The sequence below is a fragment of the Geodermatophilus maliterrae genome, assembly GCF_041018925.1.
Taxonomy (GTDB): domain Bacteria; phylum Actinomycetota; class Actinomycetes; order Mycobacteriales; family Geodermatophilaceae; genus Geodermatophilus; species Geodermatophilus maliterrae.
This window is the reverse complement of record NZ_JBFNXQ010000010.1, coordinates 20143-46595: the sequence shown is the minus strand read 5'-3', so window position 1 is coordinate 46595 and position 26453 is coordinate 20143. Positions and strand designations below refer to the sequence as shown.

The window sequence follows — 26453 nt, the reverse complement described above, 5'->3', positions numbered from 1 at the left end:
GGAGCTCGGCCTCGCGGCCGAGGTAAGGACGTCAGCCGGGGCGGCAGCGCCCGCGGCACCGCGCGCGGCGTCGACTGCACGGTAGGGGTCGTGGCGACCCGGCGGGCGGTGTCAGGTCGGCACGCTGCTGCAGGATGGCCTCCTGCAGATCGCGTAGCTCGGCGCCGGGCGCCAGGCCGAGCTCGGCGTCCGGCACCCCGCGAGCCCGCTGGTAGGCCGTGAGCGCGTCGGCCTGCCGTCCGGCGCGGTAGGGGGCGAGCATCAGGCGACTGTGCAGCCGCTCGCGCAGCGGATGGGCGGAGGTGAGCGCCTCCGGCTCAGCGAGTACCTCGGTGTGCCGGCCGCCAGCTCCAGGTCGATGGGCTCTTCACGGGCCGCCAGCTGGAGCTCCGTCAGCCGGGCGGACTCCGGCCCCGCCCACCGGGCGTCGGCGAACTCGGCCAGGCGCGGCGCCCCGCCAGCAGGACAGCGCCTCCCGGTACAGCGTGGCGGCGGCGACCGGATCGGAGTCCGCGACGCCGCGGGCCGCCGCCACCCGGTCGGTGGAGCGGAGCGCGTCGACCTGGTGCGGGTCGACGTCGAGGAGGTAGCGGGGCGGGCGGGTGAGAACCAGCGCACTCGGAGCGCCCGCGGAGCCCAGTGCCCGGCGCAGCTTGGACACCCGGACCTGCAGGGCGTTGCCCGGATTGCCGGACAGGTCCTCACCCCACAGCCCGTCCACCAGGACCGGAAGCGCGACCACCCGGCCGGCGGACAGCGCCAGCAGTGCGAGCAACTCCCGCTACCCCACCGCCGGGTAGCGGCCGCACCTACCCCTCGACGACCACCTCGACCGGCCCCAGGACGCGGATCTCCGTGCACGCCTCTCTCGGACCAGTCCGGCGAGGCGCCGATTCTCGACCGCCCAGATAGCGCAGGCAACGACTTGGCGGGCGATCGGCGATCTACCGGTCAGGGGACGGACAGCGTTCGGACAGCGCGCCGCGGCACGGTCTGGGACGACCCACCCGCACAGGAGGCGCCATGATCTCGATCCACGTGCCGGCGATGAGCTCGAGGCAGGACGTCCGGGCGATCAGCGCCCGGATCTGCGACGTGCCGGGCGTGCAGACCCTCCAGGCCGACCTGGCCACCCGAACCGTCGAGGTGACCGGGTGCGCCGATCCCTGCGCGGTGGGCGCCGCCATCCGCGCCGCCGGCTACGCCCTCGACCCGCGGGCCGACGGCTCCTCACTACCTGCACCAGCCCGAACAGGAGGACCTTCCGTGGACACCTTCTTCTCCACCGACACCACCGGCCTGCCCGAGGCCACCACCACCCGGGTCGTCGAGCTGGCCGACGGAGAGACACTCGACCTCCGGCCCGCCCCCGTCGCCAAGCGCCTGGGCGAGACGACGGTGCGCATGCTCGGCTACAACGGGTCCGTCCCCGGCCCCACGCTGAGGGTGCAGCAGGGCTCCGAGGTCGTCGTGCACGTCACCAACGACACCGACCTCGAGACGACCGTGCACTGGCACGGACTGCGCCTGCAGAACCGGTACGACGGGGTGCCGCACGACACCCAGCAGCCGATCCCACCCGGCGGCGGCTTCACCTACCGGCTCTCGTTCCCCGACCCGGGCCTGTACTGGTACCACCCGCACATCCGCGAGGACTACACGCAGGAGATGGGCCTCTACGGCACCATCCTGGTCGAGGCCACCGAGCCGGACTACTGGCCGCCGGCGCACCGTGACGTCGTCCTGACCGTCGACGACGTGCTCATCGAGGACGGCGTCATCGCGCCGTTCAGCCGGACCGAGACCAACTACGCCGCGATGGGCCGCTACGGGAACGTGCTCCTGGTCGCAGGCGAGACCGACCTGACGCTCACCGCGCACGCCGGCGAGGTCGTGCGGCTGTGGCTGACCAACACCGCCAACAGCCGCGTCTTCGACGTCCGGCTGCCCGGGGCACGGATGAAGCTGGTCGGGGGCGACAGCGGCCGGGTGGAGCACGAGGAGTTCATCTCCTCCGTCGTGCTGGCACCGTCGGAGAGGGCCGTGGTCGACGTGCTGTTCGAGCAGCCGGGGGAGCTCACCCTCGAGCACCACACCCCCGACCGCACCTACCGGCTGGCGTCGATCACGGTCACCGGTGAGACCCCCGAGCCGTCACTGCGCCAGGCGTTCGAGGAACTGCGACGGGCACCGGAGCTGGCAGCCGAGCGCGAGCAGCTCGGCGCGTGGCTGACCGCACCCCCGGACAAGATCCTGGCCGCGGTCGCCGAGATGGACGACCCCGCCGCCGACCGGACCGGGCCGATGTCCTACGCGTGCCCGATGCACCCCGAGGTCGTCAGCGACCAGCCCGGCCGCTGCCCGAACTGCGGCATGAAGCTCATGGCCACCTCGGCGGCCAGCGTCGCCGGCCACGACATGGGCCACGACATGGGCCACGACATGGGCCACGACATGGGCCAGAGCGAGGCGCGACACGACTCGTCAGCGACGGCGCACGCCGGCGCCGCGCACACCCATGTCGGCCACGCGTCCGGGACCGCCGACGGGATCGAGTGGGAAGACGACATGGCGGAGCTGAACCGTCAGACCACCCCGGCGACCATGCGCTGGAAGCTGCTCGACCGCACCACGGGCGGCAACAGCCCGCCGATCGACTGGCAGTTCACCGCCGGCGAACGGGTGAAGATCCGGCTGGTCAACGAGATGGACTCCGACCACCCGATGCACCACCCGTTCCACATCCACGGTGCCGGGCGCTTCCTCGTGCTGTCCCGCGACGGCGTGCCCGAGCCCAACCTCGTGTGGAAGGACACCGTGCTGATCCGCACCGGCCAGACCATCGACATCCTCTTCGACGTGACCAACCCCGGGTTGTGGATGGCGCACTGCCACATCGCCGAACACATGCACAGCGGGATGATGTTCGGCTTCACCGTCGTGGCCGGTGCGACATCGTGAGCGCCGCAGCACGCGACGCCACAACCCGGCCGTACGACGTCGTCGTGGTCGGCGGCGGCCAGGCCGGCCTGGCCGCCGCATGGCACCTGCGCGAGCGGGGGCTGCACTACGTGGTCCTGGAGGCTGCGGCGGAGTTCGGGCACTCCTGGCTATCGCGATGGGAGTCACTGCGGCTGTTCAGTCCGGCCGAGCACGACTCGTTGCCCGGCCTGCCGTTTCCTGCACCGGCCGGCAGCTACCCGGGCAAGGACGCCGTCGCCGCCTACCTGCGCGACTACGCCGCCACCTTCGACCTGCCAGTCGAGCTGGGTGCGTGCGTCACCACACTGCAGCACACCGACGCCGGGTTCCGGCTCGCCACGGCCGACCGGACGTACACCGCCCGGCAGGTCATCGTGGCCACCGGGCCGTTCCAGACCCCGTTCGTCCCGCCGCTGGCCGCCGGTCTGGACGCCTCGGTCACCCAGCTGCACAGCACCGCCTACCGCAGTCCCGACGCCCTGCCCGCGGGGCCGGTGCTGGTCGTCGGCGGCGGCAACTCCGGTTTCCAGATCGCTGCGGAGCTGGCCGCGACCCGGCCGGCGGAGCTGTCGGTCGGCTCGGTCCCCCCGGCGCTGCCGCAGCGACTGCTCGGCCGGGACCTGTTCTGGTGGCTGACGCGGCTGGGCCTGATGCGCGTGACCGCCGGCTCCCGGCTCGGCCGCCGGATGCAGTCCCGCGGCGAGTTCCTCATCGGCAGCAGCCGGCGCGGCCTGCGGCGGGCCGGCGTCCGCCTCCGGCCGCGGCTGGTCGACGCCGCCGGCCGCACCGTGCGGTTCGCCGACGGCACCAGCCGCGAGGTCGACGTCGTCGTCTGGGCGACCGGCTTCCGGTCCGACTACTCCTGGATCGACGTCCCGGGGGTGCTGCGCGACGGCCGCGTGGTCCACCGCCGCGGCGTCACCGACGTCCCCGGGCTGTACGTCCTCGGCCTGTCCTGGCAGCACACCCGCGGCTCGGCCCTGCTGGGCTTCGTCGCCGACGACGCCGCCCACGTGGTCGACGCCGTTGCGAGGAACAGCGCCCGAGTCCCCGGGCCGTGTGGTGCGCCCTTTGCGCAGGCGACCCTGCGCCACGTCCGGAACTGACCGCAGAGCACCGGAAGGAGACCGCCATGCCCGGCAACGAGAAGGTCCTCGCGTTCCCCGTCTACCCCGGCGTGACGCCGCTGGACCTGATCGGCCCGCTCACCGTGCTCAAGACCCCCGGCATCGGGGGCGCGCGGTACCGCACGGTCGTGGTCGGCGAGCGCGCCGAGCCGCTGGCCACCGACACACCGCTGCAGCTGCAGCCGGCCGCCACCTTCGCCGAGGTGCCCGACCCGTGGGCGGTGATCGTGCCCGGCGGCGGCGCGAGCACCCTCGCCGCGACGGAGAACGAGGCGCTGCTGTCCTACGTCCGCTCGGCCGCCCCCGGGGCGCAGGTCGTCGGTGCCACCGGCAACGGGGCGCTGGTGCTGGCCGCCGCCGGCCTGCTGCGCGGCAAGCGGGCGGCGATCCACTGGGCCTACCAGGAACCGCTGGAGGAGCTGGGCGCGGTCCCCGCTCCCGAGCGGTGGCTGGTCGGCGGCCGGCTGCAGACGGCCGCCGGGGGCACGGCCGGCTTCGAGCTGGCGCTGCTCCTGCTGGCCCGCCTGCGCGGCCGGGCCATCGCCGGGTTCGGTCAGCTGTCCGCGGAGTACGACCCGCAGCCGCCGTTCGGCCGGGTAGGGCCGGACCCCGCTGACGACGAGCTCGCCCGCACGCTGCGCCACCCCGGCAGCGCGCCGACCGCCGAGCCCGGGACGGGTGACGAGCGGCTCATCGCCCTCGTGCTCTACCCGGGGCTGACCGTGCTCGACCTGATCGGCCCGCTGCAGGTGCTCACCATGCTGCAGAGGTTCGCACCGGGCTACCGCCCCGTGACCGTGTGGGCCCGCCGCGAACCCGTGCCGACCGACGCCGGTGTGTCGGTGGTCCCGGACCGGACGTTCGAGGAGGTCGCGCACCCGGCGATCGTGCTCGTGCCCGGCGGCGCGCTGCCCACCATCCGCGCGATGAGCGACCCGCTGGTCCGCGACTACGTGCGCTCCGCCGCCGCCTCCGCCGACCTGGTCACCTCCGTGTGCACCGGCTCGCTGATCCTCGGCGCGGTCGGGCTGCTGGAGGGTCGCCAGGCCACGACCAACTGGTTCTACCCCGGGATCCTCGAGAGCCTGGGCGCCACGTACCAGCAGCGCAGATGGGTCGAGGACGGCAACCTGATCATGTCCGCCGGCGTCTCCGCCGGCATCGACATGGCCCTGCACCTGGCGGCCCGCCTGACCGACGAGGCCACCGCCCGCCGGGTGCAACGGGCCATCGACTACGACCCGCAACCGCCCTGGGGCGGCATCGACTACGCCCGCATCCCGCGGCTGCCGCGCGCCATGCGGGGAGCGATCAGCCTGGCCGCGCCCGCGGTCGCGGCCAGGTCCAAGCGGCTCACCCGAGCCGAGCGCAGCAAGGCCGCGGACACCCAGTTGGTGACCCGTCCCTGAACCCCGGTGGTGGTTTGGGAACTAAGCCGGACATGCTCGAACACCGACGCCGACCCGTCGAACGACAGGCCGGCATCGGTGTCCTGAATCAGCCCAACCACGGACCCCCCGGCCGCCGTGACCGGTGGGCAGAACACCAGCAGCCCTCGTCGGCTCGCCATGCACAGGCCCGGCTCAGCTCCCCGGGCTCGCGTCGGTGCGGCCGGCAGTCACCCCGCGGAGGTAGGCCAGCGTCAGCAGCAGCGCCAGGATGGTCAGCGGCCAGCCCAGCAGCAGCTTGCCGACGGCGAGCAGGGCGGGCCGGTCCTCTCCGTACGGGAACGCCTGTACGCCGGCGCGGATGGCGAACACCAGCGACCAGCCGACCGTGGCGATCATGAAAGTGCGGCGCAGGCCGGCATCGGTGCGCCACCGACCTCGGCGTCTGTACAGCAGACCGTGGATGATCCCCACCAGCGGCCGGCCGATAGCTGCCGAGGCCGCGAAGACGACCGCGTAGGCGGCATCGACGTAGATGGCGGGCAGGAAGAACCCGCGGGCCTCGCCGGACCGGGCGGCGAAGACGACGGCGACCGTGAGCCCGGCCAGCCCGGCCAGGGCCTGCTCGAGGGTCTTCCTGCGGACCAGTCGCAGCACGAGGATGGCCAGGCCGGTCGCGACGGCGACACCGATCGCCGCGGCCAGGGCCGTCGAGCGCGGGGCGTGCGCGCCGGCGATCGCGTTGACGGCCACGAACACCAGCGGCGGTAGACCGCCGTCGACCGAGCACGCATCCCGCCGACGAGATCGAACACGTGCGGTCGCGTCGAGGCCGCAGCCGTTGCCCCGGCACCGACCTGCCGCTTCTGGTCGCCGCTCGAGCCGGCGCCCGTGCGAGGAGCGACCTGCGTCCCGTTCATCGGTTGCCCCTCTCGAGCCGCCCCGCGACCTCGTGGTGTCAGGTCGCCACCGTGGTGGTCCGGGCTGTCGAGTCGCTGTCCGTCGGCTCCTCGCGCCCGCCGTCGATGGCGTCGGTCGGGTCAGCGTCGGGACAGGACCCGGACAGCGCCTCCCAGCAGCGTCTCCTCCGCAAGCCCCACCCCACGCCACCCGCAAGTACATGGGCAGCGCCACGGAATGGGCGGCGCCACACCACCGTTCGTCGGTACCCCACGGGGGTACTTTCGGGAGGAGAAGTCATGAGCACTCACGAGACGTCGACACCGACCTCCATCACGACGCCGGAGGTGGACGTCCCGCACGAGCACCGGCCCGGGGCCCCGATCGGACACAGGGCTGGAACCGCGCACGACAGCCGGGTAGGGGTTGCCCCGCCGCCCCGGAGGGCGCTGCGGATGCCGGTGGCGGTGTGGGCGATGGTGATCGGCGCGTTCGCGATGGGCGCCGACGAGTTCATCGTCGCCGGCGTCGTCCGCGAGATCGCTGCGTCGCTCGAGGTGACGATCGGGGCGGTCGGCCACTTCGAGAGCGCCTACGCGCTCGGCGTGGCCGTCGGGGCGCCGCTGTTCGCCGCGCTGGGCACCCGTTTCCCGCGCCGGTCCGTGCTGCTGGCCACGACCGGGGTGTTCCTCGCCGGCAACCTGCTCTCGGCGCTCGGCCCGACCTACGGCGTGATCATGAGCGGCCGGGTCGTCTCCGCGATGGCGCACGGGGCCTTCCTCGGGATCGCCGCGGTCCACGCCGCCGAGCTGGTCGACCCGGCCCGCAAGGGGCGCGCGGTGGCCACCGTGTTCATGGGGCTGACCGCCTCGACCGTCCTGGGCGCCCCCATCGGTGCGGCCGTCGGCCAGGCCCTGGGCTGGCGGTTCACCTTCTGGACGCTGGTGGTCTTCGGCGGCCTCGCGCTGGTCGGCCTGCTGGCGTTCCTGCCGTCGGGGCACCGCAGCCCACAGCAGCGCAGCCCACAGCAGCGCAGCCCACAGCAGCGCGACGACGGCCACCACGGCACCGAGCACGCGCACGGCCACGACGCCGGAGAGCACGGCCACGGTGGCACCTCCGCCGCGCACCCGGCCGCCGGCCACGGTGCGGCCGTCGACACCGATGGACTGGACGCCCACGCGCTGGCGCACCTGGGCGGCGGAGGACACGGGCCGAGCACGCGCGAGCAGCTGGTCGCGCTGCGCCGTCCGGCGGTGTGGGCGGCGTTGCTGACCACCCTGCTCGGCTACGGCGGCGTGTTCACCAGCTACGTCTACATCGCTCCGCAGTACACCGAGGTGACCGGACTCTCCGAGGTGTGGATCACCCCGCTGCTGCTGCTGTTCGGTGCCGGGCTGTTCCTCGGCAACCACCTCGGTGGCCGCCTGGCCGACCGCTGGCTGGTGCCGTCGGTGCTGGGCACGGTCGCGACGCTGGCGGCGGTGCTGGTCGCGATGACCTGGCTGATCCAGAACACGGTCACCGCGGTGGTCGGGACGTTGGTCTTCGGCGTCGCCGCCTTCGCCGTCGTGGCTCCGCTGCAGCTGCGGGTGATGAACGCGGCCGGGCACGCCCCCGACGTGGCCTCGGCGGCGAACATCTCCGCCTTCACCCTCGGCAGCGCACTGGGCATCTACCTCGGCGGCGCCGCCATCGACGGCGGGCTCGGGCTCGCCTCGGTGAACTGGGTCGGCGGCCTCATCAGCGCCACCGGCCTGGTCATCGCCGTCCTCAACTGGCTGCTCGTCGACCGCCGGCAACCCCACCACCCCGAGGCACACCACCAGCACTGAACCCGACGGGGTCCCGGCCGACGTCGGCCGGGACCCCGTTCCGCCACCTGTCCCCGGTCCGTCCTGACTGATGGAGCAGGAGCACGTCATGCCACACGTCGTCCGCGAGCCAGGCATCCTCTCGGGAACCCGGATGGCGGCCTTCCTGGCCTTCGTCCACGCCGTCAACGACGTCCTCACCGCGACTCTCGGCGCGCTGCTGCCCACGCTGCAGGCGCGGCTGGCCGCCGGGACGACGACGCTGGCCGTCCTGGTCGCAGCCCTCACCATCAGTTCGTCGATCACCCAACCGGTTCTCGGCGCGCTCGCCGACCGGCTGGGGCTGCGCCGTGTCGCCGGCGTCGGGGTGGCGTTGGGCGCGGTGTCCCTGAGCCTGATCGGCGTGGCCGGCAGCGTCCCCGTGCTGCTGCTCCTGCTCGTGCTCGGCGGGCTGGGATCGGCCGCACTGCACCCTGTGTCCACCAGCATCGTCGGTGGTCCTGCCGCGAAGAACCCCGGCCTGGCGGTGGGCCTGTTCACGGCCGGGGGCATGGCCGGCTTCGCCGCCGGCCCGGTGCTGATCCTCTACGTGGTGTCCTGGTACGGGATCGATGCGATGCCCTGGCTGATGCTGCCCGGCGTGCTCCTGGCCGTCGGCGTCGTCGCGCTGCTGCCCGAGTTCGAGCCGCACGGCACCGGGCGGCTGCTGCGGGCGCTGGACCGCCGCCTGTTCACCGGCGCGATGGGGTGGCTGACCGCTGCGGCGACGTCGGCCGGCCTGGCCTTCGTCGCCTTCACCAGTGCGGTGCCCCTGTGGCTGGTGGACGCGCACGGCCTGGCCACCGACGCGCCGCTGCTGGGGTGGACGCTCGGCGCGTTCTCCTTGGGCGCCGGCCTCGGCGCCGTGGCCGGAGGAGCGCTCGCGCCCCGCTACGGCCACCGCCGGACGGCCGTCGTCTCCCTCCTGGCGGCGGCTCCCGCGCTCGTCGCCGTGCTGGTCGCGCCACCCGGTGCGGTCACGATGGTGCTCGCCGGCGTCGCCGGGGTGCTGCTGTACGCCAGCCAGCCACTGTTCGTCGTCGCGGCGCAGGACGCGGCCCCACAGAACCCCACCGCGGCCGCCGGTGTCGTGATGGGGCTCGGGAGCGGGCTCGCCGGGCTGCTCTACATCGGGGTGGGCGCGCTGCAGGGCCTGGTCGGGCTGCCGGCGGCGATGACGCTGACCTCCGGCCTCCTCGTTCCCGCTGCCTGGATCGCCGCCCGGGTCCTCCGCCCCCGGGTCACGGGCGCGGACGGCAGCGGTGGCGGCTAGGCCGGACGGCGGCCCAGGGACTGCACGACTCCGGTCAGCAGCGAGGCCAGGCACAGCGGCACGATGACCGTCCGGGTGAGGACGTCGGCCGCGACGTGGGCGCCCCGGACCGTCGCCGAGACCTCGCCGGCCGGGCCCGCGACGGCCAGGGCGACCTCGACGACCATCGCGTCAGGGGGCGTGCGGAGGGCCGAGCCGGTGTCCGGCTCGCCAGACCGCCACGGGACGCAGTCCCCGGTCGACGGCGACCACGTCCGCCCGCAGGCCCGGTCGCAGCGCCCCCACCTCGTCGTCGACGCCCAGGACCGTCGCCGGGGTCCCGCTGGCCGCGCGCACCGCATCGGGGAGAGGGGCGCCGACGTGCCGGACGCAGCGCCGGACCGTGTCGAGGAGCGTGCTGACGCTGCCGGCGATCGCGTCCCCGTCCACGAGTCGGGCGGTGCCGGCCGAGACGACGGCGTCGAGGTCCCCGATCCGGTAGCGACCCTCGGGCATGCCGGTCGCGGCCATCGCGTCGCTCACGAGGGCCACCGACCCCGGGCCGAGCACGTCGAGCACCATGGCCACGGTGGCGTCCGCGAGGTGGACCCCGTCGGCGATCAGCTCCACCACCGCCTCCTGCCGCGCCGCGGCCGCCAGGCTCGCAGCGACGGGTCCCGGTTCGCGGTGGTGCATCGCCGGCATCGCGTTGAAGAGGTGGGTGACCACGGCGCGGCGCCGATCGCCGAGGAGCCCGGCCGCACGGGTCAACGCCGCGGTCGTCGTCGCGGCGTCCGCATCGGTGTGCCCCACCGCCGGCACGACGCCGGAGTCGACGAGCCGACGGATCAGCTCGGCCGTCCCGTCCAGTTCGGGCGCGAAGGTCATGGCGCGCCACCGCCCGTCGCCGGCGTCCGCGAGTGAGTCCACGAGGCCCAGGTCGACCGGTGACAGGGCAGCCGGGTCGTGCGCTCCACGCCGGGCGGGGGACAGGAACGGGCCCTCGGTGTGGACGCCGGCCACCACGCCCTCGGTCGCGAGCTCCGCGCAGACCCGCATCGCGGTGACGAGCGCGGCGGGCCTGGCCGAGACGAGGCTGGCCACGACCGTCGTGCTGCCCGCGAGGTGGTGGTGCTCGGCGGCACGGCGCGCCGACTCCCGGTCGGAGCCGAACTCCCCTCCGGCACCGCCGTGGCAGTGCAGGTCGACGAGGCCGGGCAGCAGCAGCACGTCCGGCGGGAGGTCCGCACGGGCTGCGCCCACCGGCACCGCCGGGTCGTCCCGGCGGCCGGCGTGGAGGATGCGGTCCCCGACGAGGACGACGGCGCCGTCGGCCACCAGCCGGTCGGGCAGCACGACGCTGCCCACGAGCAGCTGCGGGGAGGCCGGGGCGCCGGGCGGGGGCGTCACCAGGCGACCAGGAAGTTGGGCGGCGGGACCAGCCGGGCGAAGGACGCCGCGGCCCGGTCGACGGCCTGCGCGGCCCCACCGAGGACCAGGTCCCCGTGGCCGGGGAGCAGGACGTCGGGGGAGCGAGCCGCCAGGGCCGCGACGGTGTCCGCGTACTCCACGAGCCGGCAGTCCGGGATGGCCTGCAGGCCCACCCGGCCACCCGAGAAGAGGCAGTCACCGCTCAGCAGGACGCCGCCCGTCGCCCCGACGAGGAAGACCAGGTGGCCGTCGCAGTGGCCTGGGGCGTCGACGACCTCCACGGACACGCCGCCGGAGGTCACCCGGGAGCCCCCGGCGAGCGGCTGCACCTGCGCCGGCCGCAGCCGGTAGTCCGGCGGGTACACGCCGACAGCGCGTGCCCGCGCCACCTGCGTCCGACCCTCGTCCGCGGTCGCCAGCGCTCCCGCGGTGAGCCGGTGACCGAACACGGCGAGGCCGGCCTCCTGCGCCGCGGCCGCTCCGCCGGCGTGATCGGCGTGGTAGTGGGTGAGCAGCACGCCACCGAGCCGGCTCGGGTCACACACCTCGCGGACGTTGTCGAGCCACTGCTCGGCGCCGAGCCCGGTCCCCGCGTCGACGAGGAACCCGCCGTCGCCGTCCCACAGCAGGTAGCAGTGGCAGTCGTGGGGGTCCGTCAGCGCCGCCTCGTCCGTTCCGCTGGCGACCAACCAGACGCCGTCGAGGACCGGGCGGGCGCTCACCGCGCAGGTCCCCCGGGAGGGGAGGAGGGGCCGACCGCCACCACGTCGATCTCCACCAGGATGCCCAGCAGGTCGCTACCGACGGTCGTGCGCACCGGGTACGGCGACGCGAACCGGCGGGCGTAGACCTCGTTGTAGGCCGCGAAGTCCCGCTCGAGGTGCTGCAGGTGGACCGTTGTCTTGACGACGTCGCCGAGACCCAGCCCCACCACGCGCAGGGCGGTCTCGACGTTGTCGATCACCTGCTCGGTCTGCCGTTCGATCCCCTCCGGCACCTGTCCGGTGGCCGGGTCCTGGGGGCCGAAGCCCGCCGTCCACACCACGTCCCCCGCGCGGACGACGTGGCTGTAGGGTCCCGCCGGGGCCGGCAGGTCGGGGCTGGTGTGCGCGGTACGGGTCACGGGGAACTCCGGGGGTCGGACGACTCCTGGGGATGGTCGTCGGGGCGGGGCGTCGAGGTCGACTGGACCGACGTCCAGACCTCGTAGCGGTCGGGGCGGTACCGCGACCGGGCGTACTGGATCGGCCGGCCGGTGGGGTCGGCGAAGACGTCGAGGACCTCGAGCACCGGCGCGCCGTCCGGCAGGTCGAGCAGCAGCGCCTCGCGCTGGACCGCCGCGACGGCACGGACCCGCCGCCGCAGTGACGACGGGACGACGCCCGCCTCGCGCAGGAGGTCGTGGACCGACTGCTCCGGGTCCCCTTCCTCCAGCAGTCGCTGGAACCGCGCCGGGAACTGGGCGACCTCCACGCACATCGGCTCACCGTCGGCCAGGCGCAGCCGCTCCATCCACACCACGGCCGCGCCCTCCGGCAGGCCGAGCGCCTCCGCCGCCTCGGTGCTCGCGGTCGTCCGCGTGAAGCCCAGCACCCGCGCGGACGGCTGCAGCCCGCGCGCCCGCATGTCCTCGGTGAACGAGGTGAGGAACGGACCCATGGTCACCGTGGGGCGACGGACGAAGGTCCCGTTGCCCCGGATCCGCTCGAGCCGCCCCTGCTGCTCGAGCTCGTCCAGCGCCTGGCGCAGCGTCATGCGGCTGACGCCGAAGCGCTCGGCCAGGTCCCGCTCCGGCGGCAGACGCGATCCCTCCGGGGCGTGTCTGAGCTCCTGGCGGAGGGTGGCGGTGATCTCCAGGTACTTGGGCAGCCCCGACGGCTCCGGGCCGGGAGGCGGCGGGTGGGACGCCATGAGGACTCCTCGACGGAACGGGGCGACCAGGACCGTTGACGCGTTCTAGACCGCAAGCCTAGAATCCGGAACACTCTTTCACAAGATGGAAGCAGCGGGGGTTAGGTCTAGACCAAAGCCGCCGGTCCGGGTGGCAGGTACACCGAAGGGACGAACCTCATGACGGTCCGCAGGATCCGGAGGCGCGCGCCGCTGTCTGCCGCCCTCGTCGCCCTCACGCTCGGCGCCACGGCGTGCGGCGGCGGCACGGGGGGCGTCGCGGATCAAGGTGGTGGGGGCGACACGCTGACGCTCTGGCACATGGAACAGCCGCCGAACCGCGTCGAGGCGTGGCAGGCGCTGATCGACCGCTACAACGAGACCGACCCCGAGTTCCCGGTCGAGCAGCAGGTCCAGGACTGGAACCAGATCTACACCAAGATCGCCGGCGCGGTGCAGTCGAACACCCAGCCGGACATCCTCTTCACCATCCCCGACTTCACCACCTACGTGCGGCCCCTCGGCAAGGTGCGGCCGGTGACCGACGTCGTCGAGGAGCTGGACGGCGAGCACCGGTACATCGAGGCGGCGACCGCGCCCTACACCGACGAGGACGAGGTGTGGGCGGTCCCCATGTACGGGATGGTCCAGATGCTGTGGTACCGCGAGGACCTCCTGGCCGAGGCCGGCATCACCGAGGCCCCCGAGACGTGGGAGGACCTCCTCGCCGCCGCGGAGGCGGCGACGGGGGACGGGCGGAGCGGCATCGCCCTCCCGGCCGGCAAGAACCTCGCCACCGACCAGGTGATCTACAGCTTCATGCTGACCAACGGTGCCGGGGACTTCTTCACCGAGGACGGCCAGCCGGACTTCGACCGGCCCGAGGTGGTGGAGACCTTCGAGTTCTACGACCGCCTCATGGAGTTCTCGCCGCCGGACAGCGCCAACTACTCGTGGGGTGAGCCCCAGGCCGCCTTCAACAGCGGTGCGGCCGCCATGGCGATCGAGAAGGGGCAGTACCTCATGCCCTTCGAGGAGGAGTCGGGCCGCCCGGCGGAGGACCTGGGCTGCGCCCCCATCCCGCAGCCGGCCGACGGAGGGCAGCCGGGCAGCATCTACTACTCGAACGCGGCCATGGTGCTGTCCGAGGACGACGCGCGGGCCGAGGCGGCAGAGGACTTCCTGGCGTGGTTGCTGCAGCCGGAGAACTACGGCGAGTTCCTCAACGCCGAGCCGGGGCTCTTCCTGCCACTGACCGAGGACGGCGTCGAGGCCGAGAGCTGGACGTCCCACGAGGTCATCACCACGTACCGCGACTGCGTGGACCAGATGCTGGAGCAGTCCCGGAGCGGCGCCCTGTTCGGCTTCGTCGGCGGCCAGTACGTCGACGAGATCGGCAACATCTCCGGTCAGAACGTCCTCGCGCAGGTGATCCAGCAGATCGCCGTCGAGGGCAGGGACCCGGCGGAGGCGGTCGCCGCCGGCCAGCAGATGATGCTGGACGCGGTGCAGGGCTGATGTCGAGCACCGCAGCGCCGGGTGCGGAGGGCGGCCTCCGCACCCGGCAGGGAGGGGCGCCGCACCGCTCCGCCGGCGCCGCGGTCCGTCCCCGGCCCCGGCGCAGCCGGCGCGGGGCCGGCACGCTGCTGGGCATCGTCCTGGTGGCCCCGCTGATCCTGCTGATGCTGCTGGTCATCGGGTTCCCGCTGGTCAACACCGTGCTGCTCAGCTTCCAGGACCAGGGTGTCGTCGGCACGCCGTCCTCGTTCGTGGGGCTGCGCACCTACCAGGCGATCCTCGGGGACAGCGCCCTGTGGGAGAGCCTGCGGCGGTCCGGCGTGTGGCTCGTCGGCAACCTCGTCGTCCAGACGGTGCTGGCCATGGCGACGGCCCTGCTGCTCACCCGCGTGGGCCGCTGGTCGAAGGCGGCGCGCACCTGGGTCCTGCTGCCCTGGGTGATCCCGACCGTGGCCGTGGCGGTCATCTGGCAGTGGCTCACCAACAGCAACTACGGGCTCCTCGCGAAGGGCCTCGGCGTCCTGGGGCTGGACGGCGTGCAGTTCTTCGCCGACCCGGACTGGGCGATGCCCACGCTGATCCTCATGAACAGCTGGCACTGGTTCCCCCTCGGCACCGTGATCATCTTCGGGGCGCTGCAGACGATCCCCGGCGAGGTCTACGAGGCCGCCAAGGTCGACGGCGTGAACGCCTGGCAGATGTTCTGGCACATCACGCTGCCCCTGCTGCAGCCGGTGCTCTTCGCGCTCGGCCTGGTCGGGACCCTGTGGTCCTTCAACATCATCGACTCGATCTACCTGGTGACCCGTGGTGGACCGTCCGGAGCGAGCACGACCGCGCCGGTGATGATCTACGACACCGCCTTCAAGGCGTTCCGCGCCAGCGAGGCCGCCGCGATGAGCGTCGCCGCCATCGTCCTGCTCGGCATCCTCGCCTGGCTCTACATCCGCTTCGCCAAGCCCGAGGAGGTGTGAGCGACGTGCACGCGATCCTGGCCCGCATGCCCCGCTGGGCCGCGATGGCGGTCCTCATGGTGATCGTCCTCGGGCCGCTGTACTGGGTGACGATCTCCTCGCTGAAGTCGCGGGAGGAGATCCTGCGCACGACGCCGACCCTCTTCCCGCAGAGCGTCACCTTCGACAGCTTCCGGCAGCTGTTCACGGCGACGGACTACGGGACCTACCTGACCAACAGCTTCATCGTCGCGCTGCTGACCGCGGCGTTCACCGTGCTGGTCGCCTTCCTCGGCGCCTACGGGCTGTACCGCCTGCGCGTGCCGGGCGGGGACAAGATCGCCGGTCTGGTCCTGCTCTCCTACATGATCCCCGGCACGCTGCTGCTCGTCCCGCTCTACCAGGTCTTCGCGCAGCTGCGGATCGTCAACACCCACACGGCGCTGATCCTGGTCAACGTCGCGTTCACGGCGCCGTTCTGCACCTGGCTGCTGCGCGGGTTCCTCCAGGCGATCCCGAAGGAGATCGACGAGGCCGCAGCGGTGGACGGTGCAGGACCGCTGCGGACCATGTTCTCCGTCGTCCTGCCGCTGATGGCGCCCGGGCTGGCCACCGTGGCGGTCTACGCGTTCGTCTACTCCTGGACGGAGTTCGTCTTCGCCTCCCAGCTGCTCGTCGACGACGCGCTGAAGACCCTGCCCATCGGGCTGAGCGCGATCATGGGGCAGTACACGGTGAACTGGGGCCTGCTCATGGCGGGCACCGTCTGCACCATGATCCCCGCGATCGTCCCGTTCCTGTTCGTCGGCAAGTACTTCGTCGGCGGGCTCACCGCGGGAGCCGTGAAGTGACCGAGCCCGGGGGTGCGGGCCCGGCGGAGGAGGCGCTCCCGGCAGGGGGCGGGACCCGGACGGCCGCCGCGGTCTACCAGGACCGCCTGCAGGCGGTGCTCGCCACGGCGCTGCGCGAGGAGGTGCACACCGTGCGCCGGGCGGCCGAGGTCGTCGCCGCGACGTTCTCCGCCCGCGGCGTCCTCTACGTCTTCGGCAGCGGGCACTCGCACATGTTCGCGGAGGAGGCCTTCTACCGGGCCGGGGGCGCGGCACGGGTGTGCCCGGTGCTCAAGCCGCCGTACATGCTGCACGAGGGCGCGGTCCGCAGCACCGTGCTGGAGCGCGAGCCGGGCCACGCCGCCGACCTGCTGTCCGGTTACCGGCTCGAGCCCGAGCGCGACTGCATGCTCGTGGCGTCGAACTCCGGCGCCAACGCCCTGCCCGTCGAGGTCGCCTCCGCGGCCAAGGCGCACGGGCTGCCGGTCGTCGCCATCACGTCACGGGCCTACGCGCAGGCGGTGCGGCACCCGGGGCCGCGGCTGCACGAGGTGGCGGACGTGGTCATCGACAACCACTGCCCTCCGGGCGACGCGCTGGTCCGGCTGGCCGACGACCTGCCGCCGACCGGCCCTGCCTCGACGGTGGTGGGTCTCGCGCTGCTCAACAGCCTCGTCGTCGAGGCCTGCGCGGTCCAGCTGGCGCGCGGCGAACGCCCGGAGGTCTTCCTCAGCGCCAACATGCCCGGTGCCGCGGAGCACAACGAGGAGGCGGTCGCCGCGCTGTCCGGGCGGGTGCCGCACCTGTGACGTCCGTCCGGTCGTCCACGACCGCCCTGAGCCCGAAGGAGAACCGACCCGTGAAGCTGAGTCTCGAAGTGTGGCCCAACATGCCCTGGGGCCGGTTGGAGGCGGCCGGTCCCGCCTGGAACAGCTGGGGCGACAAGCCGGTGACCTGGTGCGCCGAGCGGACCGCCGGGTACGGCTACGACGGCGTGGACTTCATCTTCGCCAAGCTGCTCGACGTCCCCGCCGACCAGTACGACCAGCAACTGGTCGACCTGCGGGCCACCGCGGAGGGGCTCGGCATCGACATCGGGTACCTCGGCTGCCACACCACGTTCGTCAGCCCCCGGGAGTTCGACCGGGAGCGCGGCATCGCCACCTTCGAGAAGGCCCTCGACGCGGCAGCCGTCCTCGGGTGCGGGTCCGTCGTGACCCTCATCGGGGACGGGTACTACGACCCGCCGCTCAACGTCCTGCTCAGCCGCAAGGAGGCATGGCGGCAGTGCCGCGAGGCCATCACCGAGGTGGCCGCGCACGCGTCGCGGCTCGGCCTCAACGTCAGCATCGAGCTGCTCCAGGGGACGATCCTGAACCGCGTCGAGCTGATCGAGCGGATGTTCGACGAGGTCGGTGCCGAGAACCTGCGGATGACGATGGACACCGGCGCGTTCTACGTGGCCGTCAAGCCGTTCATGGACGTCAAGAAGGCGATCAAGCGACTGGGCCGGTACATCGACGTCGTGCAGATCAAGGACGAGGTGGGGCTGCCCACCATCGTCAACACCAACCACATCTGGTTCGGCGGTGGGCTGGTCGACTTCCGGGAGACCTTCGAGGCCCTCTCCGAGATCGACTTCCAGGGCTACGTCAGCGTCGAGTGGGAGGGCTGGCAGGCCGGCGGCACCATCGGGGTGGGCGAGCCGGCCGGTGTCGGCCTGGCGGACTTCGACCGGGTCGCGGAGGAGTCCCTCGAGTTCCTCGGCGAGTTCGGCTTCACCCCCCGGCGGGCCCGGTGACGAGCCGATGACGGCGCGGGCGCCGGTCGCGGACGGCGAGGGGGGAGCCCGCGGGGACCTGGTCCTCGGGGTCGACCTCGGCACGACCGGCGCCAAGGCGCTGCTCGTGGACGTCGCCACGGGCCGTCCCGCCGGACGCGGCTACCGGGCGTACCCGTCGGCGACCTCGGCCGACGGCGGCCACGAGCAGGCGCCGGAGGACTGGTGGGACGCCACGGCGGGCGCCGTCCGCGAGGCCGTCGGCTCCTCGGGGCGCCGGGTCCGCGCCGTCGGGCTCAGCGGGCACATGCACGCCGTCGTCCTCGTCGACGAGGCGAGCCGGTGCGTGCGGCCGGCCATCACCTGGGCGGACCGGCGCAGCGGCCCGCAGGTCCGCAGGCTGCGGGGGTCGGTGGACGCCTTCACCGCCGCGTGCGCCAACCCGGTCGTCGAGGCCTTCACCGCACCCAAGCTGGCCTGGCTCGCCGAGCACGAGCCCGAGTCGATCCGGCGGGCCGTGCGGTTGGTGCAGCCCAAGGACGTGCTGCGGCACCGGCTGACCGGCACGTGGGGCACCGACACCACCGATGCCTGCGGCACGCTGCTCTACGACGTGCACCGGAGGCAGTGGGACCCCTCCCTGTGGCGGCTGTGCGGTGTGGACCGCCCGATGGGCCCCACCGTCTCGTCGTCGGCCGAGGTCGTGGGGGGTGTCACCGAGGCAGCCGCCGTGGAGCTGGGTCTGCCTCCGGGTACGCCGGTGGTGGCCGGTGCCGGCGACGTCTCCACCTCCGCGCTCGGAGCCGGTGCCGTGGCACCGGGCACCGTGTACGTCAACGCCGGGACCGCCGCGCAGGTCACGACGCCCCTGGACGAGCCGGTGCCGGGTCACCACTTCGTCTTCGGCCGTGCGGCGTCGGACGGCTTCCTGGCGATGGCGTCGGTGTACGCCGTGGGCATGAGCGTCGACTGGGTCGCCAGGTCACTCCTGGCCGGGGCGCTCGGCGGCTCGGCGAGCGCGGGATCCCGCCTCGACGAGATGGCCGCCGACGAGCCGGCCGGCTCGTCGGGCGCGGTGTACGTGCCGCACCTGCTGGGCACCAGCGTGCCGACGCACGACCCACGGGTGCGCGGCGCGTTCCTGGGGCTGACGGTGGACCACCGGCCCTCGACGCTGGCGCGCGCGGTGCTGGAGGGCGTGGCCTTCGCCTGTGCTGCGGCGGTGGCCCACGTGGGGCCGCTCGCGGAGGACGTGACCCGGGTGCGGATCGGCGGTGGCCTGTCGGGCTCGTCCGTGTGGGCGGAGACGCTGGCGGCCGTCCACGACCTGCCGGTCGAACGCGTCGCCGCGGACGCCTCGCCCACCGGCGCCGCGATGCTGGCCGGGATGGGTCTCGGCGTGTGGGGGGACGCCGAGGAGGCGGCGCGGGTCTGCGTCGACGTCCAGCCGGTCGAGCTCCCCGCCGCCGAGACGGTGCAGCGCTACCGCGCTGCCCAGCACCGGTACGAGGTCGGCGTCGAGGCACTCACCGAGATGGGGCGCCGCACGGACGCCGACCTGCGCGTTCCGGCGCGGGCGGGCGGCGCCGAGGCGGCGGTGGAGGTCGGGGCGTGAGCGGCCCCGCGGCCGCCGACCGGCTCCTGGGCCGCGTCGACCACGACGCGGTGCTCGAGCTGGCCGAGCGGCTCATCCGGACGCAGGGGCACCAGGACCTGCCGGTGCACGAGCGCGCGGTCGCGGACCTGCTGGCCGACGAGCTCGCGACGAGGCTCCCCGGTGAGCGGAGCGAGGTGTCGCTCCAGGCGGTCGACGGCGGCCGGGCCAACGTGACGGCGGTCGTCCGCGGCGGCATGCCCGGCCCGACCCTGATGCTCAACGCGCACCTCGACACGGTGCCCGGCTACGGGATGCCGGACGCCTACCGGCCGGTCGTGCGGGACGGGCGACTGTACGGGCGGGGGGCAGTGGACATGAAGGCCGCGCTGGCGGCCATGCTGACCTGCCTGGACGTGCTCGCCGCACCCGACGTCGCCTTCCACGGTGAGCTCGTGCTCACCGCCGTCGCCGGGGAGGAGAGCGGCAGCGCCGGCATGCAGGCCCTCGCGGAGGGCCGGACCTCCGGCGCCCCGGCCCGGGCGGACTTCGCCGTCGTCGGCGAGCCGACCTCGATGAGGGTGGCCCGCGCGCACAAGGGCGCCATGTGGATCGAGGTGGAGTTCGAGGGGGTCGCGACGCACGGCAGCGTGCCGCACGAGGGCGTCAACGCGGTCTACCACGCGGCCCGCTTCACGACCGCCGTGGAGGAACACCTCGTACCCCGGCTGTCCGGGCGGACGCACCCGGTGCTCGGGAGCGCCACGGTCAACGTCGGCGTGGTGCGAGGAGGTGACCGTCCTCCCATGGTCCCCGCCCGGTGCAGCGTCCAGCTGGACCGGCGCTGGCTGCCGGGGGAGCGGCACGACGAGGTGCTCGAGGAGGTGCGTGACATCGTGGCGGCGCTGAGGCGGGCGGACCCGCGGGTCTCCGCCGTGGTCCGGGAGATGGAGGGCACCTCCGGCTTCGTGCACGCTCCCCTGGAGTGCCCCGAGGACCATCCCGGGGTCGTGCTGCTGTCCGAGGTGGTCGGCGAGCGTCTGCCGGGCGCCGGACACCCGGTGGGCGTCGACTTCTGGACCGACGGGGCGCTGCTGGCGGCGGGGACGGGTACGCCCACCGTCGTGTGCGGCCCGGGTGACATCGCCCAGGCGCACTCCCTGGACGAGTGGGTCCCCCTCGACCAGGTCCGCGCGGCGACGGAGGTGTACGTGGACTTCGCGGCGCGCTACCTGCGGACCGAGATCTCCGGGAGGGGTGCCCATGGGTGAGAGCAGCGGTGAGCGCGGCGGCGGGATGCGGGCGGTGGAGCGGGCTGTCGAGGTGCTCAACATCCTGGCCGAGCACCCCTCCGGGCTGTCGCTGGCCGACCTCGCCCGGACCTCGGACGTGCCGATGACGACGCTGCACCGGCTCCTCGGCGTGCTGCGCAGGTCCACCCTCGTCGGGGAGACCGCTGCGGGGCGCTACGTCGTGGGGTCGGGCACGGTGGTCCTCGCCCGGGCGTTCCTCGATGGGCTCGACCTGCGGGAGGCCGCCCGGCCGGCCATGGCCGACGTGGTCTCGCGGACGAGCGAGACCTGTCACCTGGGCATCCTCGCCTCGGTGCACATCGTGTACATCGAGAAGATCGACAGCCCGCACCCCGTACGGATGTACAGCCGGGTCGGCGGCACGAACCCCGCGCTGAGCACGGCCATCGGGCGCGCCGTCCTCGCGCACTCGCCCGCCGCGGTCGTCGACGAGGTCGTGGAGAGCTCCCGCCGGGTGTTCGGCCACGCCGCCCGGGACGGGGACGTCCACGCGGTGCTGGAGCAGGTGCGGCAGCGCGGCTACAGCACCGACCTCCAGGACAACGAGCTGGGCATCTGCTGCGTCGGGGCGCCGGTCTTCGACCACGGCGGCCGGGTGGTCGCCGGGATCAGCGTGTCCACCCCTGCCTCCCGCTTCGACCGGGCGCGCCTCGACGAGACCGGGCAGCTGGTGCGGGCCGCGGCCGGTCGCATCTCGGCCGCGCTCGGCTGGGGAGGCCCCCGTGCCGCACGCGGCCCCGACGACGACTAGGGATCGGACGTGGAACTGCACGAGGTGCTCCAGGAGCAGCGGGTGCTCGCCGTCCTGCGTGGTGACGACGCCGCGGGCGTGGTCGCGGCGGCCGAGGTCCTCGCCGGCGCCGGGATCGGCGCCATCGAGGTCACCTGGACCGTGGCGGACGCGGAGCGGGTCGTGACCACCCTCCGGGAGCGGCTGCCCTCCCACGTCATCGGTGCCGGCACGCTGACGACCCCGGGCGAGGTGGCCCGGGCCGTCGGCGCCGGAGCCCAGTTCGTCGTCTCGCCCGGGAGCCCCGCAGAGCTGCTCGACGCCCTGCTGGGCTCGGGCGTGCCGGCGCTCCCGGGCGTGCTCACCCCCGGGGAGGTCGTCGCCGCCACCGCGGCCGGGGCGACCGCGGTGAAGCTCTTCCCCGCGGGGGCGTTCGGCCCCGGGTACCTGGGACAGCTGCGCGGTCCCTTCCCCACGCTGGAGGTCGTGCCCACCGGGGGGATCGACGTCCCGTCGGTGGGGGACTGGATCGCACGGGGAGCCCTGGCCGTCGGGCTCAGCACGGCGCTGTGCTCGCACGAGGACGTCCGCCGGCGCGACTGGGGCCCGGTCGAGGCCCGGGCGCACGCCGCCCTCCGCTCCCGGGCGCCGGGATGACCGCCGGGTCGGGACCCGTGACGCCGGCCGTGTCGTCGGCGGGGTCGTCCTCCCCGCCGGGGGACCGCGGTGGCGGCAGGCGCGCCTACGGGGTGCGTTGCGCGGAGTGCGGCTCGGCCGCGGACCTCCCGGCCTACCGGTGTGCGCGCTGCGGTGGACCGATCGTCGTCCACCCGTCTGCGGTGGGACCGGACGACCTGCGCGAGGACCGGTCCCGGACCGGTGTGTGGCGCCGGGCCGGGCTGCTGCCGCGGACGGCGCACGCCGTGACCCTGGGCGAGGGCACCACTCCGCTGCTGCCGTTGGCAGGCCTCCTCGGCGACCGCGCGCGCGTCCACGCCAAGGTCGAGGCGCTCAACCCGACCCTGTCGTTCAAGGACCGCGCCATGGCACTGGCCGCGTCCGTGGCGCTGGACCTCGGGCTGCCCGGTCTGGTCCTGGCGTCGACGGGCAACGCCGCCGTCTCGGCCGCCGCCTACGCCGCCGCCGCCGGCCTGCCGTGCCGGGTGCTGTGCGGAACGGGGTCGAGGGCCGCCCTGAAGCTGGCGGCCGCAGCCGCGCACGGCGCGGACGTCGAACTCGTCGAGGGCGACTACAGCTCCGCGTACGCGCGGGCGGTCCGGGCGGAGGACGAGGGGTGGTTCAACGTGACCACCACCTACCGCAACCCCGTCCTCGCCGAGGCCTACCGGGCGCTCGCCGTGGAACTGCTCGACGACCTCGGCCACGTCCCGGACGTCGTCGTCGTGCCCGTCGGGGCCGGCCCGCTGCTGCGCGGGCTCCTCGGCGGCTTCGAGGACGCCGTCTCCGCGGGGGTCGCGGCCCGCACGCCCCGGCTCGTGGGGGTCCAGGCGAGGGCCTGCGCGCCCCTGGCCCGCGCGTGGCGGCACGGGGACTGGATGGCGTCCCTGGCCGTGCCGCCGCCGGTGCTGCCGACGAGAGCCGGCGCGATCGCCGACTCCCTGCGGGGCTACGAACGCGAGGGGCTGCTCACGCTCGCGGCCGTCCGGGACAGCGGGGGGACGGTGGTCGACGTGGGGGAGGACGACATGGCACGGGCGACGACGGCGTCGGCCGGACGCGGGCTGCTCGTCGAGCCGGCGGCCGCAGCCGCCCTCGCGGCGCTGGCCGACGACGAGGTGGCGGCGCTGGTGCCGGACGGCGGCAGCGCCGTGGTCGTCCTGACCGGCCACGGCGCCAAGGAGCCGCTGGCGGCGGCGCCGGCCGTCGCCGCGGCGGAGGGGGGAGAGCGGTGAGGGGTCCGACGGGACCGGCAGCGGGTCCACGCGTCGTCGTGGCCGGCGTCGGACGGTTCGGTGCACTGCACGCGCGGGTGTGGCGCGAGCTGGGTGCCGAGGTCGTCGGGTTGTGCGACGTCGACGCGCGGCGGCTGGCCGACGTCGCCGGAGGCCTGGGCGTGGCGGTGGTCTCCGGTGACCTGCCGAGCCTCCTGGCACGGGTGGAGCCGGACGTCGTCGTGGTGGTCTCGGACGAGGCGACGCACGCGGACCTGACCGTCACCGCGCTCGAAGCGGGCTGCCACGTGTTCGTCGAGAAGCCGCTCGCGCTGTCCGGTGCCGAGGCATGGCGCGTCTCCGCAGCCGCCGCAACGGCCGGCCGCGAGGTGGTCGCGGGTCAGATCTCCCGCTTCGCCGCTCCGTACGTGCGCATGCGGCAGACCCTGTCGGGCGGCGGCATCGGCCGGCTGTGTGCCCTGCGGCTGCGGCGCGACTTCAGCCGGCAGTGGTTCCTCTCGTTCGGGGACCGGGTGCACCCGGTCTGGGAGTCGTGCATCCACGACATCGACCTCGCGGTGTCCTTCACCGGCCGTCCGGTCCAGCGGGTGAGCGCGGTCGCGGCACGGGCGGCCGAGGACGAGGCGCCCAGCGTGGTGAGCGCGCTGCTGGAGTTCCAGGGCGGCGTCATCGCCACCGTGGAGTCGGCGTGGCTGGTGCCCGACTCCGCCCCTCGGACACTGGCCGGAGCGCTGGCCCTGGACGGCTCCATCGTCGCCGAGGCCGAGGTCCTCGGCGCGGACGGCATCCTGCGCCAGCGGCTCGTGGCCGACGACCTCGTCGAGTGGACCAGCACGGGGGCCGTCGTCCCCGATCTCTCGCTGTGGCCCGAGGAGGACGGGACGGTCGGCGGAGCGCTCCGACAGGAGGTGGCCTACGCCATCGACGTCTTCCTCGGGCGGCGGCCGGCCGACCGGGTCCCGCTCCAGGAGGTGTGCTGGGGGGTCGAGGCGGCGGAGGCCGTGGTCGCGTCCCTGGCGGCGGGCGCACCGGTGGAGGTGCCGGACCGGGGACCGGACACGGGGAGGGGCCGGTGAGCACCGGCCAGGACCTCACCGGTCCCGATGTCGTGACCGTGGGGGAGCCGCTCGTGCAGCTCTCCCCACCCAGCGGTCGGCGGCTGCAGGAGGCGGGGACCCTGGACGTGCACACGGCCGGCGCGGAGATGAACGTGGCCGTCGGGCTGGCCCGCCTCGGCCACCGCTGCGCGTTCGTCGGTCGGGTGGGGGCGGACCCGTTCGGAGCGCGGATCCTCGACGAACTGCGCGGGGCGGGCGTGGACGTGTCGGCCGTGCGTCGGGACCCCGTGCGTCCGACGGGTGTCTACCTCAAGGACCACGACCGGGGCACGACGAGCGTCTACTACTACCGGGAGGGATCGGCTGCCGCGGCGATGGGCCCCGCCGACCTCGGGTCGGTGGCAGCCAGCCCCCGGTGGTTCCACGTCACCGGCATCACCGCCGCCCTGAGCGCGTCCTGCGCCGCGCTGCTCGACGACCTCCTGGCCGCCCGTCCCGGACGGGCGCGGATCTCCTTCGACGTCAACCACCGGCCCGGCCTGTGGCCGGACGCCCGGGCGGGGCAGGTCCTGCTGGACCTCGCCCGCAGGGCCGACCTCGTCTTCGTCGGTCGCGACGAGGCAGCGCGGCTATGGGGGACCGACACCGCCGACGACGTCCGCCGGCTCCTGCCGGAGGTGCCCGTGCTGGTCGTGAAGGACGCCGCTGCGGCGGCGACGTCGATGCGCGGCCGCCAGGTCACCACCGTCGCGTCCCTGCCGGTCCCCGTCGTGGAGGCGGTCGGGGCCGGCGATGCCTTCGCGGCGGGCTACCTGTCGGCCACCCTGGCGGAGACCGACGAGCGCACCGCGCTGCGCCGGGGGCACCTGTTCGCGGCCCGCGCGCTGCTCAGCGTCGCCGACCAGGTGGAGCCGCCCCCGCCCGACCTCCTCGCCGACGCCGCCGACCGGGACGACTCCTGGTGGGGTGGTGCCGAACTGCTGCAGCACCCCTACCTGCGCGGGCGGGGGCTCCCCGTCGTCGGCGGGCGACCGGAGTCCCGACGCGCCGTGGAACCGCAGGAGGTCTGATGGAGGTCGTCCTGCTGCCGTCTGCCGACGACGCCGCCCGGATGCTGGCCGACGCCATCGACGCGCTCGTCCGTCGGCGGCCGGACGCGGTCCTGGGCCTCGCCACGGGCTCGAGCCCCCTGCTGGCCTACGAGGAACTGGTCGACCGCCACCGGCGGGGTTCGGGTCCGTCGTACGCCGCGGTCCGCGCCTTCCTCCTCGACGAGTACGTCGGCCTGCCCGCGGGTCACCCGCAGAGCTACCGGGCGACGATCGAACGGGAGCTGACCGGCCACCTCGACATCGACCCCCGCAACGTGCACGCCCCCGACGCGGGAGCCGAGGACCTCACCGACGCCGGACGCCGCTACGACGCCGCCATCGCGGCGGCGGGAGGCGTGGACCTGCAGGTGCTGGGCATCGGCACCGACGGGCACCTGGCGTTCAACGAGCCGGGATCGTCCCTGGCCTCGCGGACGAGGTTGAAGACGCTGACCTCCCGCACCCGGGAGGACAACGCCCGCTTCTTCGGTGGAACCGGTGACGTCCCCCGCCACGTGATGACGCAGGGGCTCGGCACCATCCTCGAGGCCCGGCACCTGGTGCTCGTCGCGAGCGGGTCCGGCAAGGCCACGGCGATCGCTGCGGCCGTCGAGGGGCCGCTGACCGCGTCCTGCCCGGCCTCGGTGCTGCAGCTCCACCCGCACGCCACCGTCCTGGTGGACGAGGCGGCGGGATCGCGCCTGCAGCGGAGGGACTACTACCGGGAGACCTTCATGGGCAAACCGGCGTGGCAGGGCCTGTAGCCGCCTCCTCGTGTTGCCCGCCGTGGTGTTGCACGGCGGGTGCCCTGTGCACAACACGGTGGCTCACCCGAGTACCGTGAACTCGC

General features: G+C 74.1%; 25 protein-coding genes and 1 pseudogene. 18 read left to right on the top strand and 8 right to left on the bottom strand.

Going from position 1 to position 26453, the window contains the following annotated elements; genetic code table 11:
* Positions 1 to 31 precede the first annotated feature (31 nt).
* Positions 32 to 331 (bottom strand): annotated as a pseudogene (locus tag ABQ292_RS05480) (BTAD domain-containing putative transcriptional regulator); the annotation flags it as partial.
* 36 nt (positions 332 to 367) lie between these two features.
* A complete protein-coding gene (locus ABQ292_RS05475; protein ID WP_369204052.1) occupies positions 368 to 775 on the bottom strand; it encodes an AfsR/SARP family transcriptional regulator in 408 nt (135 codons plus the stop codon).
* Positions 776 to 1023: 248 nt separating this feature from the next.
* Between ABQ292_RS05475 and ABQ292_RS05470 the strand changes: the two genes are divergently transcribed.
* From ABQ292_RS05470 to ABQ292_RS05460, 3 genes are read left to right on the top strand one after another with little or no spacing between them, the layout of a single operon-like run.
* Positions 1024 to 2961, top strand: a complete 1938-nt coding sequence (locus tag ABQ292_RS05470) for a multicopper oxidase domain-containing protein (protein WP_369204050.1) — start codon at positions 1024 to 1026, stop codon at positions 2959 to 2961.
* Positions 2958 to 4088 (top strand): flavin-containing monooxygenase, encoded by a 1131-nt coding sequence (locus tag ABQ292_RS05465; protein WP_369204048.1) that lies wholly within the window; start codon positions 2958 to 2960, stop codon positions 4086 to 4088. Before ABQ292_RS05470 ends, ABQ292_RS05465 begins: the two co-directional genes overlap by 4 nt.
* A gap of 26 nt (positions 4089 to 4114) precedes the next feature.
* Entirely contained in the window at positions 4115 to 5518 is a 1404-nt protein-coding gene (locus ABQ292_RS05460; RefSeq protein ID WP_369204046.1) for a DJ-1/PfpI family protein, read from the top strand.
* A 174-nt stretch (positions 5519 to 5692) separates the two neighbouring features.
* On the opposite strand, the gene ABQ292_RS05455 is transcribed toward ABQ292_RS05460, so the two are convergent.
* Entirely contained in the window at positions 5693 to 6619 is a 927-nt protein-coding gene (locus tag ABQ292_RS05455) for a DUF3159 domain-containing protein (RefSeq protein ID WP_369204044.1), read from the bottom strand.
* Positions 6620 to 6852: 233 nt separating this feature from the next.
* Here ABQ292_RS05455 and ABQ292_RS05450 point away from each other — a divergent pair, with 233 nt between their 5' ends.
* On the top strand, positions 6853 to 8232 hold the full coding sequence (locus ABQ292_RS05450) for an MFS transporter (RefSeq protein ID WP_369204042.1): 1380 nt from the start codon (positions 6853 to 6855) through the stop codon (positions 8230 to 8232).
* 88 nt (positions 8233 to 8320) lie between these two features.
* Entirely contained in the window at positions 8321 to 9523 is a 1203-nt protein-coding gene (locus ABQ292_RS05445) for an MFS transporter (RefSeq protein ID WP_369204040.1), read from the top strand.
* On the opposite strand, the gene ABQ292_RS05440 is transcribed toward ABQ292_RS05445, so the two are convergent.
* The 5 genes from ABQ292_RS05440 to ABQ292_RS05420 are packed head-to-tail and all read right to left on the bottom strand — an operon-like array spanning position 9520 to position 12844.
* A complete protein-coding gene (locus ABQ292_RS05440; RefSeq protein WP_369204038.1) occupies positions 9520 to 9690 on the bottom strand; it encodes a hypothetical protein in 171 nt (56 codons plus the stop codon). The genes ABQ292_RS05445 and ABQ292_RS05440 overlap by 4 nt on opposite strands.
* Before the next feature lie 4 nt (positions 9691 to 9694).
* Complete coding sequence (locus tag ABQ292_RS05435) at positions 9695 to 10912, bottom strand: N-acetylglucosamine-6-phosphate deacetylase (RefSeq protein ID WP_369204035.1); 1218 nt, start codon at positions 10910 to 10912, stop codon at positions 9695 to 9697.
* On the bottom strand, positions 10909 to 11655 hold the full coding sequence (locus ABQ292_RS05430; RefSeq protein WP_369204033.1) for an MBL fold metallo-hydrolase: 747 nt from the start codon (positions 11653 to 11655) through the stop codon (positions 10909 to 10911). The genes ABQ292_RS05435 and ABQ292_RS05430 overlap by 4 nt, the downstream gene beginning before the upstream one ends.
* The gene (locus ABQ292_RS05425; RefSeq protein ID WP_369204031.1) at positions 11652 to 12056 is read right to left on the bottom strand and encodes a RidA family protein; all 405 of its coding nucleotides are present in this window, start codon (positions 12054 to 12056) and stop codon (positions 11652 to 11654) included. Before ABQ292_RS05425 ends, ABQ292_RS05430 begins: the two co-directional genes overlap by 4 nt.
* Positions 12053 to 12844: a GntR family transcriptional regulator gene (locus tag ABQ292_RS05420; protein WP_369204029.1), complete on the bottom strand. Its 792-nt coding sequence runs from the start codon at positions 12842 to 12844 to the stop codon at positions 12053 to 12055. The genes ABQ292_RS05425 and ABQ292_RS05420 overlap by 4 nt, the downstream gene beginning before the upstream one ends.
* A 300-nt stretch (positions 12845 to 13144) precedes the next feature.
* Between ABQ292_RS05420 and ABQ292_RS05415 the strand changes: the two genes are divergently transcribed.
* The 13 genes from ABQ292_RS05415 (at position 13145) to ABQ292_RS05355 (ending at position 26367) form a co-directional block, all read left to right on the top strand.
* Complete coding sequence (locus ABQ292_RS05415) at positions 13145 to 14341, top strand: ABC transporter substrate-binding protein (protein WP_369204027.1); 1197 nt, start codon at positions 13145 to 13147, stop codon at positions 14339 to 14341.
* Entirely contained in the window at positions 14341 to 15315 is a 975-nt protein-coding gene (locus tag ABQ292_RS05410) for a carbohydrate ABC transporter permease (protein ID WP_369204025.1), read from the top strand. The genes ABQ292_RS05415 and ABQ292_RS05410 overlap by 1 nt, the downstream gene beginning before the upstream one ends.
* Positions 15312 to 16145, top strand: coding sequence for a carbohydrate ABC transporter permease (locus ABQ292_RS05405; protein WP_369204023.1), 834 nt, complete (start codon positions 15312 to 15314; stop codon positions 16143 to 16145). The genes ABQ292_RS05410 and ABQ292_RS05405 overlap by 4 nt, the downstream gene beginning before the upstream one ends.
* The gene (locus ABQ292_RS05400) at positions 16142 to 16933 is read left to right on the top strand and encodes a sugar isomerase domain-containing protein (RefSeq protein ID WP_369204021.1); all 792 of its coding nucleotides are present in this window, start codon (positions 16142 to 16144) and stop codon (positions 16931 to 16933) included. Before ABQ292_RS05405 ends, ABQ292_RS05400 begins: the two co-directional genes overlap by 4 nt.
* 50 nt (positions 16934 to 16983) lie before the next feature.
* Positions 16984 to 17925, top strand: a complete 942-nt coding sequence (locus tag ABQ292_RS05395; RefSeq protein ID WP_369204019.1) for a sugar phosphate isomerase/epimerase family protein — start codon at positions 16984 to 16986, stop codon at positions 17923 to 17925.
* A gap of 7 nt (positions 17926 to 17932) precedes the next feature.
* Complete coding sequence (locus tag ABQ292_RS05390) at positions 17933 to 19519, top strand: xylulokinase (RefSeq protein ID WP_369204017.1); 1587 nt, start codon at positions 17933 to 17935, stop codon at positions 19517 to 19519.
* Positions 19516 to 20769, top strand: a complete 1254-nt coding sequence (locus ABQ292_RS05385; protein ID WP_369204015.1) for a M20 family metallopeptidase — start codon at positions 19516 to 19518, stop codon at positions 20767 to 20769. Before ABQ292_RS05390 ends, ABQ292_RS05385 begins: the two co-directional genes overlap by 4 nt.
* Positions 20762 to 21562 (top strand): IclR family transcriptional regulator, encoded by an 801-nt coding sequence (locus tag ABQ292_RS05380; RefSeq protein ID WP_369204013.1) that lies wholly within the window; start codon positions 20762 to 20764, stop codon positions 21560 to 21562. The genes ABQ292_RS05385 and ABQ292_RS05380 overlap by 8 nt, the downstream gene beginning before the upstream one ends.
* A 9-nt stretch (positions 21563 to 21571) precedes the next feature.
* Positions 21572 to 22198 carry a bifunctional 4-hydroxy-2-oxoglutarate aldolase/2-dehydro-3-deoxy-phosphogluconate aldolase gene (locus tag ABQ292_RS05375; RefSeq protein WP_369204011.1) on the top strand — a complete coding sequence of 209 codons (627 nt, stop codon included), beginning with the start codon at positions 21572 to 21574 and terminating at the stop codon, positions 22196 to 22198.
* A 182-nt stretch (positions 22199 to 22380) separates the two neighbouring features.
* A complete protein-coding gene (locus ABQ292_RS05370) occupies positions 22381 to 23454 on the top strand; it encodes a pyridoxal-phosphate dependent enzyme (RefSeq protein WP_369204009.1) in 1074 nt (357 codons plus the stop codon).
* 38 nt (positions 23455 to 23492) lie between these two features.
* Positions 23493 to 24530: a Gfo/Idh/MocA family protein gene (locus tag ABQ292_RS05365; protein WP_369204007.1), complete on the top strand. Its 1038-nt coding sequence runs from the start codon at positions 23493 to 23495 to the stop codon at positions 24528 to 24530.
* Entirely contained in the window at positions 24527 to 25582 is a 1056-nt protein-coding gene (locus tag ABQ292_RS05360; RefSeq protein ID WP_369204005.1) for a sugar kinase, read from the top strand. The genes ABQ292_RS05365 and ABQ292_RS05360 overlap by 4 nt, the downstream gene beginning before the upstream one ends.
* The gene (locus ABQ292_RS05355; protein WP_369204003.1) at positions 25582 to 26367 is read left to right on the top strand and encodes a glucosamine-6-phosphate deaminase; all 786 of its coding nucleotides are present in this window, start codon (positions 25582 to 25584) and stop codon (positions 26365 to 26367) included. The genes ABQ292_RS05360 and ABQ292_RS05355 overlap by 1 nt, the downstream gene beginning before the upstream one ends.
* Positions 26368 to 26453 lie beyond the last annotated feature (86 nt).

Excerpts from the sequence above, each read along its gene's own strand:
- ABQ292_RS05470 (WP_369204050.1), top strand. The coding sequence starts at position 1,024 with ATGATCTCGATCCACGTGCCGGCGATGAGCTCGAGGCAGGACGTCCGG.
- ABQ292_RS05460 (WP_369204046.1), top strand. The coding sequence starts at position 4,115 with ATGCCCGGCAACGAGAAGGTCCTCGCGTTCCCCGTCTACCCCGGCGTG.
- ABQ292_RS05455 (WP_369204044.1), bottom strand. The coding sequence starts at position 6,619 with ATGTACTTGCGGGTGGCGTGGGGTGGGGCTTGCGGAGGAGACGCTGCT.
- ABQ292_RS05450 (WP_369204042.1), top strand. The coding sequence starts at position 6,853 with ATGCCGGTGGCGGTGTGGGCGATGGTGATCGGCGCGTTCGCGATGGGC.
- ABQ292_RS05445 (WP_369204040.1), top strand. The coding sequence starts at position 8,321 with ATGCCACACGTCGTCCGCGAGCCAGGCATCCTCTCGGGAACCCGGATG.
- ABQ292_RS05440 (WP_369204038.1), bottom strand. The coding sequence starts at position 9,690 with ATGGTCGTCGAGGTCGCCCTGGCCGTCGCGGGCCCGGCCGGCGAGGTC.
- ABQ292_RS05420 (WP_369204029.1), bottom strand. The coding sequence starts at position 12,844 with ATGGCGTCCCACCCGCCGCCTCCCGGCCCGGAGCCGTCGGGGCTGCCC.
- ABQ292_RS05415 (WP_369204027.1), top strand. The coding sequence starts at position 13,145 with ATGGAACAGCCGCCGAACCGCGTCGAGGCGTGGCAGGCGCTGATCGAC.
- ABQ292_RS05410 (WP_369204025.1), top strand. The coding sequence starts at position 14,341 with ATGTCGAGCACCGCAGCGCCGGGTGCGGAGGGCGGCCTCCGCACCCGG.
- ABQ292_RS05390 (WP_369204017.1), top strand. The coding sequence starts at position 17,933 with ATGACGGCGCGGGCGCCGGTCGCGGACGGCGAGGGGGGAGCCCGCGGG.
- ABQ292_RS05380 (WP_369204013.1), top strand. The coding sequence starts at position 20,762 with ATGGGTGAGAGCAGCGGTGAGCGCGGCGGCGGGATGCGGGCGGTGGAG.
- ABQ292_RS05355 (WP_369204003.1), top strand. The coding sequence starts at position 25,582 with ATGGAGGTCGTCCTGCTGCCGTCTGCCGACGACGCCGCCCGGATGCTG.